The organism is Flavobacterium sp. WC2416, from assembly GCF_041200095.1.
GTDB lineage: Bacteria > Bacteroidota > Bacteroidia > Flavobacteriales > Flavobacteriaceae > Flavobacterium.
Genome location: NZ_CP165626.1, coordinates 2307793 through 2328416, shown reverse-complemented (window position 1 = coordinate 2328416; position 20624 = coordinate 2307793). Strand labels below are relative to the sequence as shown.

The following is a 20624-nucleotide window of genomic DNA, read 5'->3' as shown; positions in this document are numbered from 1 at the left end:
TGAACTACATGTTTTTATTTTTATTTTAATCTTTTTCTTACATTATGGAGATAACCTTTCAATTTTCCAAGTATAATCATCTTGGTATTTGTACCTGATCCTATCATGCAATCTATTAGCCCTCCCCTGCCAAAATTCAACTTCTAAAGGAACAACTAAAAAACCACCCCAATGTTCTGGTCTTGGGATAACCATACTTTCATATTCTTTTTCCAAATCTTTCAAATTGTCTTCTAAGAAAACTCGAGAAGGAACAACTTCACTTTGATTCGAAACTATAGCTCCTAGTTTACTTCCGTCAGGTCTTGAATCAAAATAATTATCGGACACAATTGCTGATGTCTTTTGAGCAATTCCTTTAATAATTACTTGGCGTTCTAAACCATGCCAAAAAAAAGAAAGACAAATATTAGGGTTATTGGCAATTGCTTTCCCTTTCTCTGAATTGTAATTGGTATAAAACACAAAACCTTCTTCAGAAAATTTTTTAAGCAGTACTACTCTTGATTTTGGAAACCCATCTAAGCCAATTGTAGCAATTGTCATTGCATTAACCTCTTCCCCACTATCAAATTCTTCTACTTCGTGAAACCATCTGTTAAATAAATTTATTGGATCTTCAGGGATATTTGATTCCAATAACTCACTCTTTTCATACGATTTTCTATAATTACTTAAATCATTCATCTTTTTTAATTTTAAGATTTTAATTTTGCAAAAACATCTTTTACAATTACACTATTAATTAAAGGATCTACTTATTTTTAGAAATTAAAAACAACTCCATCATCCGCTAATGCTACTTCAGGGAAAATTGTTTCCGCTTCTTCTTTAAACAGCTTTATATTTTCGTATCGGGTTGAATAATGACCCAAAACTAACTGTTTTACATTTGCTTTCAGCGCTATACTTGCTGCTTCTTTTGCGGTTGAGTGCATTGTTTTCCTTGCTAATGTATCTTCCGATTCTAAAAAAGTGGATTCATGGTATAAAACATCAACATTCTTTATCAATGAAACAATCGATTCATCATAAACCGTATCGGAACAAAATGCATAATTTTTTGTTGGTAATGGATCAAATGTTAATTTATTATTTTCAATTATTCGTCCATCATCTAAAACGATATCTTTCCCATTTTTAATGTTTTGGTAATAACATTCTTCAATTTCAAAACTTTTAACTGTATCAATATTCAACTTCCTTTTATCAGGTTTCTCTTGAAATAAAAAACCATTAGTATAAATCCGGTGTTTTAGAGGTATTGTTTTAACAATTACTTTTTCATCTTCAAAAATCACTTCGCTTTCATTTGATTCTAATTCATGAAAATATAAATTATAATTTGTCCATGAATTAGCTAATCTCAATTGCAATAAAATAATTTCTTTAATCCCTTTGGGACCATAAATATGAAGATCTGTGGTACGACCCAACAAAGTAAACGTTGAAACTATACCTATTAAACCAAAAAAATGATCACCATGTAAATGGGAAATAAAAATGTGGTTGATTTTTGAAAATTTAATTTTGTTTTTACGAAGTTGTACCTGAGTTCCTTCACCACAGTCTATAAGAAATAGTCTGTTTTTAATTTCTAAAATTTGAGAAGTTGGATTGGTAAATGTTCGTGGAGTTGCTGCATAGCAACCAAGAATTGTTAGTTTCAATTTTATAATTTTCGGTTAAATGCAAAAGGTTAAATAAGTCAATAAAGTTTAAGGTTTAAAACCCTAAATCTCTTTCAATCTCTTCCATTTCAATAATATCATGTGCTTCTAATAATGAAGGAACAACAAGAAGTTCTTCAGGTATTGCATTATAATCAAAATCGGCAACAACAATAACGAAAGATTTTTTTGCTTTTTTATGCTGTTTAGACAAAGGCATAAACTGTTTGATCTCATTAATAGACAGATCGTCATGAAACAAAAGATCTATAACAATATTATCTTTTTCAAATGTTTTATATTGGTGCGTCACTTTCATCAAAAAAGAAGTAAAATCACCTTGAGTATCTTTTATTATTACGGAGTGTTTTTTTTGATCTACTTTCATTGCTTTTGATTTTCAAAATTAGGAAGTAGCTAAGTTACTACCGTTTTTTTTAAATTACTGAATTTTTGATGCTAAAAGATAGATTACAGCCATTCTGATTGCTACACCGTTTTCAACTTGGTTTAAAATAACCGATTGTTGTGAATCAGCAACTTCTGACGTTATCTCTACTCCTCTATTTATAGGACCTGGATGCATAATTACAATTTCCTTATTTAAAGAATCCAATAAGGTTTTGTCTAATCCGTATTGTTGTGCATATTCTCGCGTAGACGGGAAAAAATTAACATCCATACGTTCATTTTGCACTCGTAACATATTTGCTACATCACACCATTCTAGCGCTTTTCGAAGATTAGGTTCTACAGTTACCCCAAGAGACTCAATATGTCTAGGAATTAATGTTTTTGGCCCACAAACTTTAACTTCGGCACCCTGCATTTGTAAAGCATATATATTAGAAAGTGCTACTCTAGAATGTAAAATATCTCCCACTATAACCACTTTTTTTCCAGCTACTTCTCCTAATTTTTCTCTAATAGAATAACTATCCAATAAAGCTTGAGTTGGATGTTCATGCGCTCCATCACCTGCATTTACAATACTTGCTTTAACATTTTTTGATAAAAAGTAAGCAGCTCCAGGATTAGCATGCCTCATTACTACCATATCTACTTTCATAGAAAGTATATTATTTACAGTGTCAATTAAGGTTTCTCCTTTTTTAACAGATGATTGAGCTGCCGAAAAACTAATCACATCAGCTGATAATCTTTTTTGTGCTAATTCAAATGAAAGTTTAGTACGGGTACTGTTTTCGAAAAAAATATTAGCGATAGTAATGTCTCGTAAAGAAGGTACTTTTTTTATTGGACGATTAATTACTTCTTTAAAATGATCGGCAGTTTCAAAAATAAGGTCAATATCATTCTTGTTAATGTATTTTATACCTAGTAAATGATTTACGCTTAATTCTTTCATTCTTTTACGATTATTATTATTTTATCAGCTTAGCTTTTTGAACGATTTGTTTTACTGATTAGTTGGTAATTAAATAGACCACATCTTCACCGTCATTTTCTTTCCAATTAACCTTTACTTTTTCCCCATTAATTGCATCAACTTGTCTCCCTCTATAATCTGGTTGTATAGGTAAATTTCGGCTAAAACGTCTATCAATAAGTACCAGTAATTCAATTTCTGATGGTCTTCCAAAAGATTGAATAGCAGTTAATGCAGATCGAATACTTCTTCCAGTAAACAAAACATCATCAATGAAAATAACTTTTTTATTTTCGACAATAAAATTGATTTTTGTTTTATTGGCTTCTAATGGTTTATCAGTTCTACGGAAATCATCTCTAAAAAAAGTAATATCTAAATATCCTAACTGAATTTCAGGAGTATTGTATTCATCTTCTAACATGGTTTTTAAACGCTCAGCAAGAAATGTACCTCTAGGCTGAATACCTACTAGAATAGTATCTTTAAAATCGAGATGTTTTTCAATTAGCTGACAAGCCAAACGATGGAGAATGATATTGACTTCTTTGGAATTGAGCAAAACTTTTTGAGTCATAGTAAAGTATTGTGTTTGGTTTTGCAAATATACAAATTCAAATTTATGATTTAATAATTATATCTCTAGAATATGTTTTTGATATTTTTTTTTAATAAAGAAAACCAATTTACAATAAGCCAAAGATATTGTAATAATACTTATTTAGGTGTTCTTTATCTTATTTATAAAATGATTAAAGATAATTAAGTCTAGAAAAAACAATTAGCTTAAATATAATTCTATAGAAAGTTATTTTATAACAATCCATTAGAATTATATAACAAATTTCTTTTGGCAATTGGTAATTTTATAATTCAATTTTAAATCCATTTATTATGATGACCAAAATAACAAAAACACTTTTACTTTTCACAATCCTAATTTCATTTACAAGCTGTTCCGTAATTGGCGGTATCTTCAAAGCAGGTATGGGGGTAGGTATTATTATTGTAGTCGCTATTGTAGCAATTATTTTATTTGTTATTAGTAAAATATCAGGTAAAAAATAGAACTAATTGTTAAATTTCTAAATAAAAAATATTTTTACACTTCATTTTTATAGTTTTTCAATAATTTTAATAGTAATTTTAATATAAAATTTACAATTATTCGATTATGAAATTAACTATATTTTATATTACTCTTTTTTTATTTTCATCAATTTCATATTGTCAAGAAAATTGTATTAATGGAATTGATGATGATGGTGATGGAAAGATCGACTTAAATGATTTAGATTGTATCTGTAATCAAACAGCAGTACGTTCTATTATTCCAAACCATTCTTTTGAAGAGTATTCTTTTTGCAAAGAAGCCAAAATTTGGGTACCCGCTAATAATTCCAGAACTGAATATATCAATTGTGGATTAGATTTGGATGGTCAAGAAATATTGAAAAATGGGCTTTCTAATTATCCAGACGGATTTGGTATTTATGGAGCCATGTATACAGGAAATAAAAAAGGGTATATCGGTACTTGTTTAATATCGCCAATGTTAGCTGGCGAAGAATACCAGTTAACACTCGATATTGCAACATTAATCGTTGGCGGTGATGCAGCTTTAGGAACTTCAAACAAAGTTTCTAAAGAAAATTTTAAACAATTGAGAGTTTCTGAATTAGAGCCCATAAATATTACTTTATACGGAACTAGTAATTGCGAAAATCTCCCACTTACCTCAGATGTCTATGTCAACATTTACCAAAGTCCTCCTACTTATGGTCCAAAATGGATTGAAATAGGAAGCGTAACATATACTCCAGTTTCAAAATGGGAAAAAATAACAATCACTTTTACACCAACAGTCGACATTGAAGCAATAATACTTGGTAGTCCTCAAAAACTGCCAGAAAGTTACCCTTATGCCCCTTTTAGAGGTCCTTATGAAGCCCCTTTTTTTTTATATGATGATTTAATTTTAAATAAATCATCCCTATTTGGAGTGAATATTTTAAGGAATGGTGCCTTTTGCGAGAATAATTTAGTTTTGACTGCAAACCCAACTATACTAATAACACCAAGTATTAAGTATCAATGGTATAAAGAAGGAATTGCAATAGTAGGAGCTACAAATAAAGATTTCAGCATACCATATGAGACTAAAAATTATGGGAATTATATTGTAAAAATCACTGATAATACTGGTTGTATTCTAAGTTCACCTTATAACCTTAACAATACTATTCCAGAGCCAACAGTTTTAATTACGCAACCCACTTGCTCCGTAAATACAGGAACAATCACGATAACATCTCCTGCAAAAGAGTATAGTTTTGACAGAGGAAAAACCTGGACAACAAATAATGTAGCTACAAATTTAGTGTCAAAAACATATTTTATAAAAACTAGAAATGTTTTAAATTGTGAAGCTTCAAAAATTGTTGTGATAAATAATTTGCTCAATTTCCCAGAAATTTATGCTACAACCCCAATATCCTATGTGCAATTTGCAGTGGCTAAAGAATTAACTGCTGGCGGAACAAATCGCTTATGGTATACTACTGAAACGGGAGGTACAGGCTCAACTGAAACTCCAATTCCACAAACATCTATATTAGGTTCTACTGATTATTATGTAAGTCAGACTATAAATGGATGCGAAGATAATCAACGAAAAAAAATCACTGTAACTATTTATCCAGTTCCATATGCATTTGAATATCCCCATTTTTTCACACCAAATGGAGATGGAGAAAATGATTTTTGGAATATTCCTGAATTTGTAAAAGAAAACGAGGCCTTAATTTATATTTATGATCGATATGGCAAATCATTAGCGATAATTAAACCAAATGATATTGGATGGGATGGAAACTATCAAGGAGTTCCATTACCTTCAAATGATTATTGGTTTAAAGCAATCTATAAAGAAAATGGGGAACTCACTGAATTCAAATCTCATTTTACTTTAAAAAGATAGCCATCATAAAAAATGATTTTATGATGGCTAAAAATAATAGTATTATTTAGTATTAAGAATACATCTTAACTCTCAATTCTTGTATTTTTTCATCGTCAAGATACTCATCAAAAGTCATATAACTATCAATAGCTCCTTTTGGCGTTAACTCCACTACTCTATTTCCCACCGTTTGTGCAAACTCATGATCATGTGTAGTAAAAATAACGGAGCCTTTAAAGTTTTTCAAAGAGTTGTTGAATGCCGTAATCGACTCTAAATCCAGGTGATTGGTAGGTTCATCTATCATCAATACATTTCCTCTTTCCATCATCATTCGAGACAACATACAACGTACTTTTTCTCCTCCTGATAATACTCTACAGGTTTTCAATGCTTCCTCTCCTGAGAAAATCATTTTACCTAGAAAACTACGAATATTAACCTCATCGCGTTCTTCCTCTGTTTTTACCCATTGACGCAACCAGTCAACTAATGATAAATCACTTTCAAAAAAAGAATGATTTTCTACTGGCAAATAAGCTTGGTTTGTAGTCACTCCCCAATCAAAATTACCTGTGTCTGCTTTTTTATTCCCATTCAATATTTCGTAAAAGGCTGTTGTAGCACGAGAATCTTTTGAAAAAAGAACAATTTTATCTCCTTTGGCCATATTCAAATCAACTCCTTTAAACAATACTTCGCCATCAATTGAAGCACTTAAACCTTGAACATTTAATATTTGATCTCCTGCTTCACGCTCTTGATCAAATATAATTGCAGGATAACGACGACTCGAAGGTTTAATTTCAGAAATATTCAATTTAGAAATCATCTTTTTACGAGAAGTAGCTTGCTTTGATTTGGCTACATTCGCAGAGAAACGACGTATAAATTCTTCTAATTCTTGTTTCTTTTCTTCGGCTTTTTTGTTTTGTTGTGCACGTTGTTTTGCCGCTAATTGGCTAGACTCATACCAAAACGTATAATTTCCTGAATAATGATTTATTTTACTAAAATCAATATCAGATATATGAGTACAAACTGAGTCTAAGAAGTGTCTATCGTGAGAAACTACAATTACTGTATTTTCATAATTGGCCAAGAAATTTTCTAACCAAGCAATAGTTTCAAAATCCAAGTCATTGGTAGGCTCATCCATAATAAGCAAGTCAGGATTACCAAAAAGAGCCTGCGCCAAAAGCACACGAACTTTTATTTTTCCTTCTAGATCCCCCATTAAGGTATAGTGATGCTCCTCAGTAATTCCAAGATTGGATAACATAGATGCAGCATCTGAATCAGCGTTCCAACCGTTCATTTCTTCAAATTGAACTTGTAACTCCCCTATTCTATCTGCATTTTTATCATTATAATCCAGATAGAGTTCGTCCATTTCTTTCTTAACTGAATACAAAACCTTGTTCCCCATTATTACGGTTTCCAATACGGTATGTTCATCAAACATATTGTGGTTTTGATTTAAAACCGACATACGCTTTCCTGGTTCTAAATGGATATGTCCAGATGTAGGATCCATTTCTCCAGAAATTATTTTAAGAAAGGTTGATTTTCCAGCACCATTAGCTCCGATAACTCCATAAATATTACCATGTGTAAAGGTGGTATTTACTTCGTCGAATAAAATTCGTTTGCCAAATTGAACTGATAAATTATTAACTGTTAACATAAATGTTTTTTATAAAAATTTTTGCAAAAGTACAAAAAATTAATGATTTTTTTATTTATACAAAGACAATTTGCTGAATTGAATTAAACAAAAACGAATCGTATTTATCAAAAAAAAATCCTGACAAAAAATTGCCAGGATTACAATATAATCTCTTTAAACTAAACCATAACCAAATTAAAAGAAACTAATATTTACTTATAATAATTTTTTTAAACTACTATAAACTGCTAATTCAACATCAGCTTGTTTTTTAGAATTGCATTCTTCCAATAAAACATTCAAAACAATTGGATTAAGAGTTTGTTGATTATCGAAACGCAATAAAAACTGTTTTGATATGTCACTTAAACTTTTAGACAATGGCAATAAGGGTTGAATAAGCGGTGCATTTGTACTTAACCGTACTAAATCAGTATTCATAGTGATCCATTTTTCAAAAAAATGAGTAACTTCTTTTTGATTTTCAATGTTTTTATCTTTCAAATATTTATTTACTGCGGTATCAAAATCAATAGCATCTGATGCATCTGAAGAGCAAGCATCGGCAAATAAACTTAGAGGAGAAAACATAAAGTATTTTTTTCCACCACCATTTCGTGTATAGTTTTTAAGTGGCTCGCATACATTAGTAAAGTCATTTAAAGCTATAGTATTTTGGTTATTGCTAATATTTCTTAATATCACTTCTTTGTTTCTAATGTGAGTAATTCCCAATTCCTCTAGTCTAAAAGAAACGGTTTTTAATCTTTTGCGTAAGCTAACCATATCAGTCACACTTTCATCCGACCATAAACGTTCAGCAATTGCAGCAGTTCTTGGCCAAATTCTGGAATCAATATTTAAGGGAGTTACAAGTTCACTCCACATTGCAGCTTCTCCACCTAATATCCTAGCTTTTTCTTCTGGAGTTAATAAAACTGTTTTAGAAATTGGGTCGTTTTTATAATGACTTTCAAGGCTGAGCATTAAATCAATATAATATCCGTTTGACAAAACTGTTTTGTAGCCATTTTTTGCCGCTGCAATTAGTGAACCCCCAGAAGCTAAACCTTCATTAGTTCCTCTCCATGCATGAATAATGGCGTCTTTGGTCATGTCTTTGGTCATTATTTCTTCCCAACCCATCACATTTTTCCCATGTTTTTTCAACATTGGAACCAACTGCATATTAAAATATGTTTGCAAATCATGATTATTAGCCAGATTGTGTTTTTTCTTAAACTCTTGTATTTTAGGATTAGCATTCCATTCTTTTCCATTGTTCTCATCGCCACCTATATGGAAATAGTTAGAGGGAAATAAAGGGCAAACGGCATCAAAAATGGCACTTAATACTTCATAAGTCTTAGGATTAGTAGGGTCTAATGCAGCATTAAAAATACCTGATCTCCTTTCTACAGCATATGATCCAACTCCGTTATCAATTTTACTTCCTATTTCTGGAAAAACAGATAAAATGGCCGATGCGTGTCCTGGAACATCAATTTCAGGAATAATCAATATTCCTCTATCATCAGCATATTTTACAATCCCTTTAATTTCTTCTTGTGTATAATAATTTCCATCAGAAGCTAATTCATGCAACTTGGGGAAGTTTTTCATTTCAATTCTCCATCCTTGATCATCTACTAAATGCCAATGAAAAACATTCATTTTCATAGCAGCCATGGCATCTAAATTTCTTTTAATAACATCAACTGGTTGAAAATGCCTTGCTGCATCAATCATTAAACCTCGCCATGTAAAACGCGGCGAATCTGTAATATTTACTGATGGAAAATAAAATGCTGTTCCATCATTTTGAAGCAATTGCAATAGGGTTTCTAAACCATGTAAAGCCCCTAGATCAGTTTCGGCATTGATTACTATTTTATTTGAATCTATCAAAAGTTGGTAACTTTCATTCTCATTTATTTCTATTTTTCCAGATCGAGTACAATTGATTTGTAATTGTGCTTCGGGAACCTCATTGATTTTAGTCAAAAAATCTTGTTCAAAGAATAAACCAGTTCTTCCGTCTAATCGTCGCAAAAATCGGGTTGCCCCAATAAAAATTCGAGGATTTGGATTCCCAGTAATGTTCACTTTAAAGTTTTTGCTTAAAGCAAAAGTTCCTGTGTTTAAATCTATGTTTTGAGGCCACGGCATTAAATCTAATTGCTCTTTTTTAATTTGAGCACTGGAAATAAAAACAGATAGTAATAAAAACAAAATGTACTTCATAAATTTTAATAATAAAATGGAACAATTAATTAATAATCGAAACGTTTAAACGCTTCAATAGCTTCATATTCAGCAAGACCTAAATCATCATACAATTTTGCTGTATTTTTATTTCGGTCTTCAGCTCTAACCCAAAACTCTCTGGAATCATTTCCTTGAAACATAACGCGATCCTTTTGTGACTGGTGGAATAAAATAGCATGTCTTTTTAACATCACTTCATCTGGGCTCAATGGTACCGCCATATCAATTTCATGAATATCCCATTCGTGCCAAGCGCCTCTATACAACCACAACCAACAATCTTTCATGTAGGGCTCCTGTTTCAATTCTCCCATCGCTGCAAAAATAGCATTCAAACATACTTCATGTGTTCCATGTGGATCTGCTAGATCACCAGCTGCAAAAACTTGATGTGGTTTAATTGTCGCAATACTATTTTTTACTATTGCAATATCTTCAGCACCCAATGGCTTTTTCTTTATATGACCCGTTTCATAAAATGGCATATCTAGGAAATGAGTATTTTCATCTTTTAAACCAATATATCTTGTAGCTGCATAAGATTCACGTCTTCTAATTAGTCCTTTTAATTTTCGAACTTCTAAAGAATCGGCTTGATTTTCTTTTTTATTATTTATAAAATTAATAATTGATTTAAAATTAATTTTTGATTCCTCTACTCCAACAAAATCATTACATACCTCAGCAAATTTCAATGCTTCATCATCCGTAACTGCAATGTTTCCCGAAGTTTGATATACAACATGAACATCATGTCCTTGTTTTATCAATTTAGAAAATGTTCCTCCCATAGAAATTACGTCATCATCTGGATGTGGGCTAAAAAGGATTACCCTTTTTTGTGCTGGATTAGCACGTTCTGGTCTATTGGTATCATCCGTATTTGGTTTTCCACCTGGCCACCCTGTTATAGTGTGCTGCAAAATATTGAACATATTTATATTCAAATCATAAGCAGAACCCTCCAATGCCAAAAGATCTGACATCCCATTGTTATTATAATCTCTATCTGTTAATTTAAGTATCGACTGTTTTGTTTTTTGACACAACCATACAATAGCTTTGCTTTGCAATTCTTGAGTCCAAATACACTCTCCAACCAACCATGGTGTTTTGAAACGAGTTAATTCTGATGCTGCCGATTGATCTAATACAAAAGTGGCATTAGTATGATGTTGCAAAAAAGTAGCTGGAATTTCAGAACTTATATCGCCTTGAATAGTACGTTTTATAATGTCCGCTTTATTTTGACCCCATGCCATTAATACAATTCGTTTTGACCTAAGAATTGTAGAAACTCCCATGGTAATAGCTCTTTTAGGAACATTATCAATACCATTAAAATCAGATGATGCATCAACCTTAGTAATATGGTCCAATGTAATTATCCTTGTACCTGAATTAATATGTGAACCAGGTTCATTAAACCCTACATGTCCAGTACGTCCAATTCCCAATAATTGAAAATCTAAACCTCCAGCATTTTTGATGTTCATTTCATAATCAATACAATATTGATTTAATTCATTTATAGCAACTGTTCCATCAGGAATATTAATATTCTCTGGTTTGATATCTATATGATCAAAAAGATGTTGATGCATAAAATAATGATAACTCTGATTGTTTTCTTTTTTCATTGGATAATATTCATCCAAATTGAAAGTAACAACATTAAAAAAGCTAAGGTCTTCTTCTTTATGCATTCGTACCAACTCGTCATATACTTTTATTGGAGAAGATCCTGTTGCTAAACCAAGAACACAAATTTCATTTTTTTCTTGTTTGAATCTAATTAATTGCGCAATTTCTTGTGCAACAACTACAGAAGCTTCTGCAGAGTTTTTAAAAATTTCATTATGAATTTTTTCAAATCTGGTTTCTTCAAACTTACCTACACTTTTGTAACTAATATCAGGTTTCATTTCTAAAGCACTTTTCATTTTTATACTATTTTATCTAACTTAAATTTATAAAGATATGAATTTTATAAAAAGGTATAAGCAAATTAAATACTTATACCTTTTAAATTTAATCTTTTTTTTTCTAGAAGTTTCCTCCTACTTTATCCCACCAAAGTCTTGTTCCACCATTGTCAAGTCCTCCAAGTTTGGCAACTCCTGTAGCTACTCCACCTGCATTACCGTCTTTTTCAGCTTGAACAAAATTTAACCTTCGTACTCCAAGATTAGTATCAATTTTACCACCACTTGTGTTTTTAAGTACGGGCAATAATTTTGGATATCCAGTTCTTCTATAGTCTGACCAAGCTTCTTGCCCTTCAGGAAAACCTGCAATCCATTTTTGTGTAATAATTTTTTGCAATTTAACTTCATTGGTTCCAGCAGCATTCCAAGCAACTGTAACATCGTTTAAAGCAGCTCCATTATTTACGGGAAAATTGGGATCCACATAAGCCTTAGCTGTTTTTATGTTATCAGCAATATAAGCCGCTGCACCAGAAGCTCCCAGCTGACTAAACGAACTTGATATACCTGATTCATATAAACCTTGTGCGTCACCAGCCATATTCCAACCTCTTAGTGCCCCTTCAGCTCTTAAAAAATAAACCTCGGCTGTTGTCATTAAAACAATTTCTTTTGAATTTACAATTGGTCCAATACCTGAAAAATCAACATGATCCGCTTTGGCTGCAATTTCAATTCCTGTGCGAACTCCTTTGTATTGTCCTGGGAATTGTACTGCTGTTTTAAAGAAAACGGCTAACCTAGGATCAGCATAACCGCCCATAATGGACTCCATATCAGCTGACATACGAATGTCACCCCAAGCATTGCTTATTGTAGCAATTGGATTATTATAAACTGGCGATACCACTTTGAATAAATCATCATTAGTTGTCATTACACCAAATTTTTGCGAAATTGCTTTTTCTGCTTCAGTTTTGGCTAATGTCGGATTTACTTTTACAATTCGCATCGCCAATCTTAATCGCAATGAATTAGCAAATACAACCCATTTTTTATAATCTCCTTTGTAACCCGACAAATCTGTAGTGACAAATGTAGAAACTTCATTTGCATCTACTCTTGTTGTTAAATCAGATACTGCAAAATCCAATTCTTTAAACATTAAATTATAAACCTCTTCTTGAGAATCATATTCAATAACTGGGTCAGTTGTTCCAAATTTTGAATATACAATTGGTCCATAAGTATCTGTTACTCTATGCATCCCTTCCACTTTCAAAATCAAAGACAATGCATAAAATTGATCGTATTTGCCTTTTGCTTTCTGTTCTACTGAATAGGCATTGTACATAACATCACTGTATGCAGCCCCCCAGGAGAAACCATTCCAACCGTCTACTAAATCATATGTAGTATTATTTGACCCTCCTGCAAAACCGGTAGGTGTTGCCATATATCCTGACCAAATATCTCCCTGCAAACCTTGTTGCACTTGGTATTTCCACTCTGGAGTAAGAACTAAGATATTATTAAACATAGGGCTAAAAGAACCTTTAATATGATTAAAATCTTGCTCTAGTAATTGTTGGGTAATACCGTTTGGATTTGTATTTATTTCTTCAAAATTATCTGTACAACTTACTGCTGCGAGTAAAGTAGCGCAAATAGCTGCTTTTTTTATAGTATTTAATTTCATGATTTTTTAATTAGAAAGTTACATTTAAATTAAGACCAATACTTCTTGTAGATGGCATTCCATAAACATCAATACCTTGTAAACCCTCACCAGTACTTAATGAAATATTTGGGTCAAAAGGAGCGTCTTTATAGATAAATCCCAAATTTCTTGCTATTAGCGATAAACTTGCAGCTTGTAAAAAAGGTAGCTTATTGGTATTAAATGTATATCCTATTGAAACTTCTCTTAAACTTACATTGGTAGCACTATATACATATTCACCAGTAGCACCTGCTCTACCTCCAGTTTGTTTATAATAACTCTCTGTTGGGTATTTTCCCGCATACGCTGTTCCATCAGGATAAACTGCATTGATTGTAACTCCGCCAGCATTTCTCGCGTCACCTGTTATTTTAGAAACACCAAACTCATCATTTATAGCCTCTGTTAAACTCATTACATCACCACCAAATCTTGCGTCGATTAAAACGTTTGCAAAGAAAGAACCAAATTTAAAAGAGTTTGAAAAACCTAACATAAAGTCAGGATTGGAATTTCCTACTTCTTCAAAACCCGTTTTTTGAATTGTTCCATCTGAATTCAATAACACTCTTCCTTGTTCATCTCTTTTAATGTTTACTCCTTCAATAACCCCAAACGGTTTTCCTTGTTCCAATACATATCTGTAATTGTTAACACCTGCTTCGGTCAAGATTACTTTCCCTCCTAGTTCAGTTGGGATCTCCTTAACTGTGTTTTTATTAATGGAATAGTTCAAAGCAGTATCCCAAGAGAATTTATCTGATTTAATTATTTTTCCAGTTACAACGGCTTCAAAACCTTGATTTTTGATACTTCCAGCGTTAATACCATAGTATTTTACTCCCAAAGGATTTGTAGGTGGTGCAAGTATTTGTAAGTATTGATGTTTAGTCTCTGAGTTATAATAAGAAAACTCGAAACCCAATCTATTATCAAACATTCTCCATTCTGTACCTATCTCTATTTCTGATTTTAATTCTGGTTGCAATGAACCTCCTGGTCTTGGCGCAACTACTGGCGGTTTATTACCCTCAGCAGTATATCCATAGGTTGGCGAAGTAACAAATGAAAATATATCATTTCCTACTTGTGCATAGGTAGCTCTAACTTTTCCGTAGTTAATAAATTCTGGCAAAGTTGTCATTTCACTAATAATTCCAGTAACACCCACTGAAGGATAAAAGAATCCTGAATTATTGGTATTTACTAATGTAGAAGACCAATCGTTTCTTGCAGCTAAATCTAAAAATAACATGTCTTTGTAACCAAAAGTAGTTGCCGCAAAAACTGATTGCACTTCTTTGGTAGCATCTAATGTTTGTAGATTACCCGCATTATTAACAAAATTCCCTAATGTAAACCAGTTTGCAATTTGTAATCCTCCACCAATACCAGAATCTAAAGTAGTTCTTTGATTCCCTATTGTATTAGTTATACTTGTACCAACATTTGCGTTAAAACTAATATCTGTATTCAAATCTGTATTGATTGTAGCAATAAAGTCAGCATATCGTTGTGTACTTAATGTATTTACGTTGATATACCTCCCATTTGCATGTGACAATGTACCCTGTGTTGTAGCATATATCTTTTTATCAAAACCACTTTCGGAACGGTTATAACTGTATCTTGAAGCAAGTGATAACCAATTATTCACTTTATAATCCAAAGCAATAGAACCATTAAAAAACTGATTCGTATCCTCAGACTTATTTCTATTAATTCCCCAGTACGGATTTTGAAGTATATCTCTATCCGTCATCCAGTTTTGTGCCATTAGATTTCTTGTGGGATCATAAACTTCAAAATTGTTTTTATATTCATTGAAATCATTTCCTCTAGGCATTAAATAAACACCTGTCAAAGGATTAAAGTAAAGTCCGTTAACTGGCTTATTAATGATTTTTTGAGTTGTATAATTAGCATTTGCGGCAACATTTAATTTATCATTGAAAAATTTAGCTGTCTGACGGATTCCAAAATTATTTTTTTTCAAATTGTTTCCTGGAATTATTCCTGCAGCACTTGTGTTAGCATACGATAAACTTGTTGATGATGCTTCAGTCGCAGAAGAAAAAGCCATTGAAGTAATTTGAGTACTTCCTGTATCAAAAAAACCTTTCACATGGTCATTTGAAGCTCCTTTTGCTCCCCAGGTTTCTTCACCGCCTTCAACTGCTACATAATCATTTTGAAATTTCGGTAAATAAGCAGCACTTTCAAAAGTGGTAACAGAGGAAACTTTAAAATTTGATTTTCCTTCTTTAACTTTTTTTGTAGAAAGTAAAATAACTCCATTTGCACCTTGACTTCCATACAATACAGAAGCAGCTGCCCCTTTAAGTACTGTCATCCCTTCGTAATCGTCTGGATTAATAAGAGAAACAACATCTCCTCCGTCACGGTTTCCACCTGCAGTATCACCAAAAGCATTATTTGGTTGACCTGAAGTTCCATTAAACAATGGAATACCATCGATAACATATAACGGTTGATTGTTACTCACTGATGAATTTCCACGAATTACAACTTTAGTAGATCCACCAGTTCCTCCAGCACTTTTAGTTACCGCAACTCCTGATATTTTACCAGCAATCGTATTAATAATGTTAGCATCTTTTACTCTAGTTAATTCTTCTCCTTTTAACTCTTGAGCAGAATAGGTTAATGACTTTCTCGTTTTCTTAATACCCAATGAAGTTACAACCACTTCATTAAGTGCGTTAGAAGAAGCATCTTTCAATTGAACAGTAATAGTACTAGAGTCGCCAATAGCAATATTTTGTGTTTCAAATCCTAAATAGGAAACTACTAAAGTTTTCCCTTTTTGAGCTTCAATAGAAAAATTACCATCTAAATCGGTAACACTTCCTTTGGACTCGCCTTTTACAACAATGGAAGCCCCTGGTAACGGCATCCCAGATGCATCAGCAACTGAACCTTTGATGATTTTAGACTGTGCAAGCGTAACTTGTGCAGTAAAAACCATCATAAAGATTAAAATAATTTGTTTCATAATTAAAAGTTTATGTTAGTTATTTCGTAAATGTATCAGTAAGAACATTCTCAAAAAAAAAATTAAACCAACAGTACATTATTTTAAACCAACGACATTATTTTGTCTATAACAGGTTTTTTAGTAAAACACCATAAATGATTTTTCAATAATGATTTCATTAAAAAACATATTTTTATGTAACAAAAACTGATTTATATTAAAAAAAATGACTAAAGTTGTACTTTTGTTATTAATCTGGACTTTCTGTATTTAAATTAAAGATGAACTAAGTGAGTGAATTAAAAGAACTAAAATTCGATATAAAACTGAAAAACCACTTATGGTTTTGGGGTATATACTTTTTATTAAATTTTTTGCGTTGGGGTGCTTATTTTAATCATTATGAGTACTCTTTTAAATCAAATATTATTGAATTTGCACTTCATATTCCATTAGTATATTTTAATTTATTTGTACTAATACCAAAATATGTAGTCAAATCGAAGTACATGAAATATACCATAGCTTTACTATTCAGTCTTACCATGGTCTATTTATTAAAAACGGGACTTACCTATTATATTATTTCCGAAAATATTTGGCCAGAAGCAAATAGAGAATATAAACCATTTGAAATAAACCATATAATAGCAGTATGTATTGGTGAATTATATGTTCTAGCAATGGCGTCTTCAGTTTACCTCACTTTAACTTGGTTGAAAGAAAGAGATAGAAACAAAACTTTGATAGAAGAGCAATTTAAAATAAAATTGAAATATTTAAAGAACCAGATTCAACCCCATTTTTTTTTAATACTTTAAATAATCTCTACGCTTTATCTCTTGAGTCATCAGATAAAGTGCCAGATGTAATTATTAAGCTTTCCCAGTTGATGGAATATGTTTTATATGATATTGAAGAAAACACAGTTGTTCCATTAATTAAAGAAATTAATTATATTCAAAATTATATTGAAATTGAAAAACTTCGATTTGAAAAAATTGAAGTATCTATTAATATCGAATCTAATATTGATGATGTTATGGTGCCCCCATTATTATTAATTACACTTCTTGAAAATGCTTTTAAGCATGGAGGCATTAACAATCAAAACCTTAAAATAAAAGTCAATTGTAAAATTATTAATGGATCAATATTGCGTTTTGAAATCCTAAATAATTTTGTACTTTCACAAAACTTTAATCCCAAAATAGGCATTGGCTTAAAAAATACTAAAAAGCGATTGGAATTAATTTTCAAGAATAAATATACTTTAGACCATAAAATAAAGTTTAATTATTATATAATAAGTTTACAAATACCTATCAATAATGAAGATTAAATGTGTTATAGTTGATGACGAACCATTTGCGATAAAGGTATTGCAGAATTATTTTAAAAACTTTCCCGATTTTGAAATAGTTGCAACCTTCACAAATACGTTAGAAGCATTAAATTTTATAAATACGACTGCTCTTGATGTTGTTTTTTTAGACATCCAAATGCCTATTATGACAGGTTTTGAATTAATAAGGTTAATAAAAAAGGAACCCAAACCTAAAATAATCATTACAACTGCATATCGAGAATTTGCCGCCGAAAGTTACGACTTAGATGTATTAGATTATTTGATAAAACCATTACCTATAACTCGATTTATTAAGTGTATTAATAAAATTTCGACCGAAATTAACTTAAAAAACAATATAAAAATTGAGCCCTTTCGTGTAGAGCCACATTTATTTATTAAAGTGGATAAAAAAATGGTAAAACTAATTATTGATGAAATTTTATTTATAGAAGGAATGAAAGAATACATCAAGATCGTTTCCCTTGACAAGACTTATATTACTCATAAATCATTAACGTCATTAACAGAAGAATTACCTATCGACCAGTTTGTAAGAATCCATAAATCGTACACGATTGCTCTCAACAAAATAAAATTTATTGAAGGGAATAGAATACAAATTCATTCTTTCACTTTACCAATAGGAAGAAATTACAATAAAGAAGTTAAGAGTAGAATTTTGGAATAAATACAATAGGTAGGTTATTAAAAAAACTTGCTTTTCCTTGAAAAATAATCATCTTTTTTTAATAAAAAGTGATTATTACACAATTTAAATAATATTTATACAAAATTGTTTTTTTTTAATTTGCTTAACAAATATATTTACGCTCTTGAAAACTAAAAATTAATTAACCATAAAAAACTAATTCTTGAACAATTATGAATACAGAACAAACAAAGTCTAATAATTCCGCGCTTTATACACTTATTACAGTGTTTTTCTTTTGGGGATTTATTGGCGCATCTAATGGTGTTTTCATCCCTTTTTGTAAAGCCAAATTTGGCTTAGATCAATTTCAAAGTCAACTTATTGATTTTGCTTTTTATGGTGCTTATTACATAGGTGCAATTTTACTTTTTATATTTAGTAGCATATCAAAAAAAGATATCTTAAACGCTTGGGGGTTCAAAAAAGGAATTATTTATGGTTTACTTGTAAGTACTTTTGGAGCTGCATTGATGATATTAGCAGTAACGGAAGGAAGTTATTTGTTTATTCTTGGAGCTTTATTTATAGTTGCTTTGGGTTTCTCATTACAACAAACATCAGCACAACCATTTGCAGCATCACTTGGAGAAGCACATACTGCATCCAGTAGATTGAATCTTGCTGGAGGAGTCAATTCCTTTGGAACTACAATAGGACCGATAGTTGTTTCTATCGCTTTGTTTGGTGTGATATCTGGAATAGATATTGAAGAATTTGCACAAAAAGCTAATTCTTTGGATTCTATGAGAATTTTATACGTATTTGTTGGTGGTCTATTTTTATTGGCTGCAGCTTTATTCTTTTTCTCAAAAAAATTACCTGATGGAAAAAGTGATTCTACTTTTGAACCAGCTAGTAAAGCAATGAAAACTTTAATTGGTATTACACTAATTTTGATTGTTGTATTCGCCTATATATTCTCTCGTTACGAAGATCCTGAATTTATCACTCGTTTTATTGAGAATAAAGAAAAAGATTATTTAGGTTTAGGTTTAACTGTTTCTACATTAGTAATTGTTGTATTTGGACTATTATTTGCAAACGTTACGGCACAAAAAAAATCAGAAGGATGGGGAGCAATGAAATACCCTCAATTAGTTTTAGGGATGCTAGCTCTTTTCACTTATGTAGGTGTAGAAGTAACGATCGGTAGTAATCTTGGTGAATTATTAAAAACTGCTGATTTTGGTTCGATTACAGGTCCTTCATTAGCACCATATATGTCAATGTACTGGGGAAGTTTAATGATTGGACGTTGGGCTGGAGCAATTTCAGTTTTCAACCCTTCAAATCAACTTAAAAAAATATTGTTAATCGTTATTCCTTATGTTGCTTTTGGAGTAGTTTTAGCAGCAAATGCAATTTCTGGACAAGATGTTACGCCATTGTATGCTTATGCATTTGTAATTGCATTTCAAATTGTAGGTTTCTTTTTAGGAAAAGATCAACCTTCAAGAACATTAATGATTTTTGGTTTAATGGGTATGATAGCAATGTTAATTGGATTATCAACTACTGGTACAATTGCTATTTTTGCTTTTATGAGTGGTGGTTTGTTTTTAAGTATCATGTGGCCTTCTATATTCTCTCTTGCTATTGCTGGATTAGGAAAATACACTTCTCAAGGTTCTTCATTCTTAGTAATGATGATTTTAGGTGGTGGTATCATCCCTCCATTACAAGGAAAGTTAGCTGATATTATTGGTATCCATGCCTCTTATTTCATTCCCGTTTTATGTTTTGCTTTCATTGCATTCTACGGTTGGAAAGTAATTGCTATATTAGAAAAACAAGGTATTGGACATGACATTGAAGTTGGTGGAGCGCATTAATTCCTTTTTCAAGAAAAAACTATTTTAATATAATAGCGTTTCAATTTTTAATTCAAAATAATAGAACCATCAAAATTTAATTTTGGTGGTTTTTTTTTGGCATTAAAATTGATTTTAGATA

General features: G+C 31.3%; 16 protein-coding genes. 6 read left to right on the top strand and 10 right to left on the bottom strand.

Annotated elements, in window-relative coordinates; translation table 11 throughout:
• Window positions 1–42: 42 nt before the first annotated feature.
• From pdxH to pyrR, 5 genes are all read right to left on the bottom strand, one after another.
• Complete coding sequence (gene pdxH / locus AB3G39_RS09910; protein ID WP_367770085.1) at window positions 43–687, bottom strand: pyridoxamine 5'-phosphate oxidase; 645 nt, start codon at window positions 685–687, stop codon at window positions 43–45.
• 77 nt (window positions 688–764) lie between these two features.
• Window positions 765–1670: a ribonuclease Z gene (locus AB3G39_RS09905; protein ID WP_367770088.1), complete on the bottom strand. Its 906-nt coding sequence runs from the start codon at window positions 1668–1670 to the stop codon at window positions 765–767.
• A 55-nt stretch (window positions 1671–1725) separates the two neighbouring features.
• Window positions 1726–2058, bottom strand: a complete 333-nt coding sequence (locus tag AB3G39_RS09900) for a ribonuclease Z (RefSeq protein ID WP_367753250.1) — start codon at window positions 2056–2058, stop codon at window positions 1726–1728.
• A 54-nt stretch (window positions 2059–2112) separates the two neighbouring features.
• Entirely contained in the window at window positions 2113–3039 is a 927-nt protein-coding gene (locus tag AB3G39_RS09895; RefSeq protein WP_367753252.1) for an aspartate carbamoyltransferase catalytic subunit, read from the bottom strand.
• A 58-nt stretch (window positions 3040–3097) separates the two neighbouring features.
• Complete coding sequence (gene pyrR, locus AB3G39_RS09890; RefSeq protein ID WP_367770091.1) at window positions 3098–3637, bottom strand: bifunctional pyr operon transcriptional regulator/uracil phosphoribosyltransferase PyrR; 540 nt, start codon at window positions 3635–3637, stop codon at window positions 3098–3100.
• A gap of 317 nt (window positions 3638–3954) precedes the next feature.
• Here pyrR and AB3G39_RS09885 point away from each other — a divergent pair, with 317 nt between their 5' ends.
• Window positions 3955–4128: a hypothetical protein gene (locus AB3G39_RS09885; protein ID WP_367770094.1), complete on the top strand. Its 174-nt coding sequence runs from the start codon at window positions 3955–3957 to the stop codon at window positions 4126–4128.
• 106 nt (window positions 4129–4234) lie between these two features.
• Window positions 4235–6040, top strand: coding sequence for a T9SS type B sorting domain-containing protein (locus tag AB3G39_RS09880; RefSeq protein WP_369765067.1), 1806 nt, complete (start codon window positions 4235–4237; stop codon window positions 6038–6040).
• A gap of 52 nt (window positions 6041–6092) precedes the next feature.
• On the opposite strand, the gene AB3G39_RS09875 is transcribed toward AB3G39_RS09880, so the two are convergent.
• The 5 genes from AB3G39_RS09875 to AB3G39_RS09855 all read right to left on the bottom strand — a co-directional run bounded on the left by AB3G39_RS09875 (window position 6093) and on the right by AB3G39_RS09855 (window position 16626).
• The gene (locus AB3G39_RS09875) at window positions 6093–7709 is read right to left on the bottom strand and encodes an ABC-F family ATP-binding cassette domain-containing protein (RefSeq protein WP_367770099.1); all 1617 of its coding nucleotides are present in this window, start codon (window positions 7707–7709) and stop codon (window positions 6093–6095) included.
• Between the two features lie 198 nt (window positions 7710–7907).
• Window positions 7908–9935 carry a beta-N-acetylhexosaminidase gene (locus AB3G39_RS09870; RefSeq protein ID WP_369765066.1) on the bottom strand — a complete coding sequence of 676 codons (2028 nt, stop codon included), beginning with the start codon at window positions 9933–9935 and terminating at the stop codon, window positions 7908–7910.
• Window positions 9936–9964: 29 nt separating this feature from the next.
• Window positions 9965–11902: a glucosamine-6-phosphate deaminase gene (gene nagB, locus AB3G39_RS09865; protein WP_369765065.1), complete on the bottom strand. Its 1938-nt coding sequence runs from the start codon at window positions 11900–11902 to the stop codon at window positions 9965–9967.
• A gap of 103 nt (window positions 11903–12005) precedes the next feature.
• Window positions 12006–13586 (bottom strand): RagB/SusD family nutrient uptake outer membrane protein, encoded by a 1581-nt coding sequence (locus AB3G39_RS09860; protein WP_369765064.1) that lies wholly within the window; start codon window positions 13584–13586, stop codon window positions 12006–12008.
• 10 nt (window positions 13587–13596) lie between these two features.
• Window positions 13597–16626 (bottom strand): SusC/RagA family TonB-linked outer membrane protein, encoded by a 3030-nt coding sequence (locus AB3G39_RS09855; RefSeq protein WP_369769329.1) that lies wholly within the window; start codon window positions 16624–16626, stop codon window positions 13597–13599.
• Between the two features lie 491 nt (window positions 16627–17117).
• On the opposite strand from AB3G39_RS09855, the gene AB3G39_RS09850 reads away from it, so the two are divergent.
• The 4 genes from AB3G39_RS09850 (at window position 17118) to AB3G39_RS09835 (ending at window position 20503) form a co-directional block, all read left to right on the top strand.
• Window positions 17118–17429 (top strand): hypothetical protein, encoded by a 312-nt coding sequence (locus AB3G39_RS09850; protein ID WP_369769328.1) that lies wholly within the window; start codon window positions 17118–17120, stop codon window positions 17427–17429.
• 38 nt (window positions 17430–17467) lie between these two features.
• On the top strand, window positions 17468–17950 hold the full coding sequence (locus AB3G39_RS09845) for a sensor histidine kinase (RefSeq protein ID WP_369769327.1): 483 nt from the start codon (window positions 17468–17470) through the stop codon (window positions 17948–17950).
• Window positions 17940–18647: a LytR/AlgR family response regulator transcription factor gene (locus AB3G39_RS09840; protein WP_367753272.1), complete on the top strand. Its 708-nt coding sequence runs from the start codon at window positions 17940–17942 to the stop codon at window positions 18645–18647. Before AB3G39_RS09845 ends, AB3G39_RS09840 begins: the two co-directional genes overlap by 11 nt.
• A 194-nt stretch (window positions 18648–18841) precedes the next feature.
• Window positions 18842–20503, top strand: a complete 1662-nt coding sequence (locus AB3G39_RS09835; RefSeq protein WP_369765062.1) for an MFS transporter — start codon at window positions 18842–18844, stop codon at window positions 20501–20503.
• The last annotated feature ends 121 nt before the right edge of the window (window positions 20504–20624 follow it).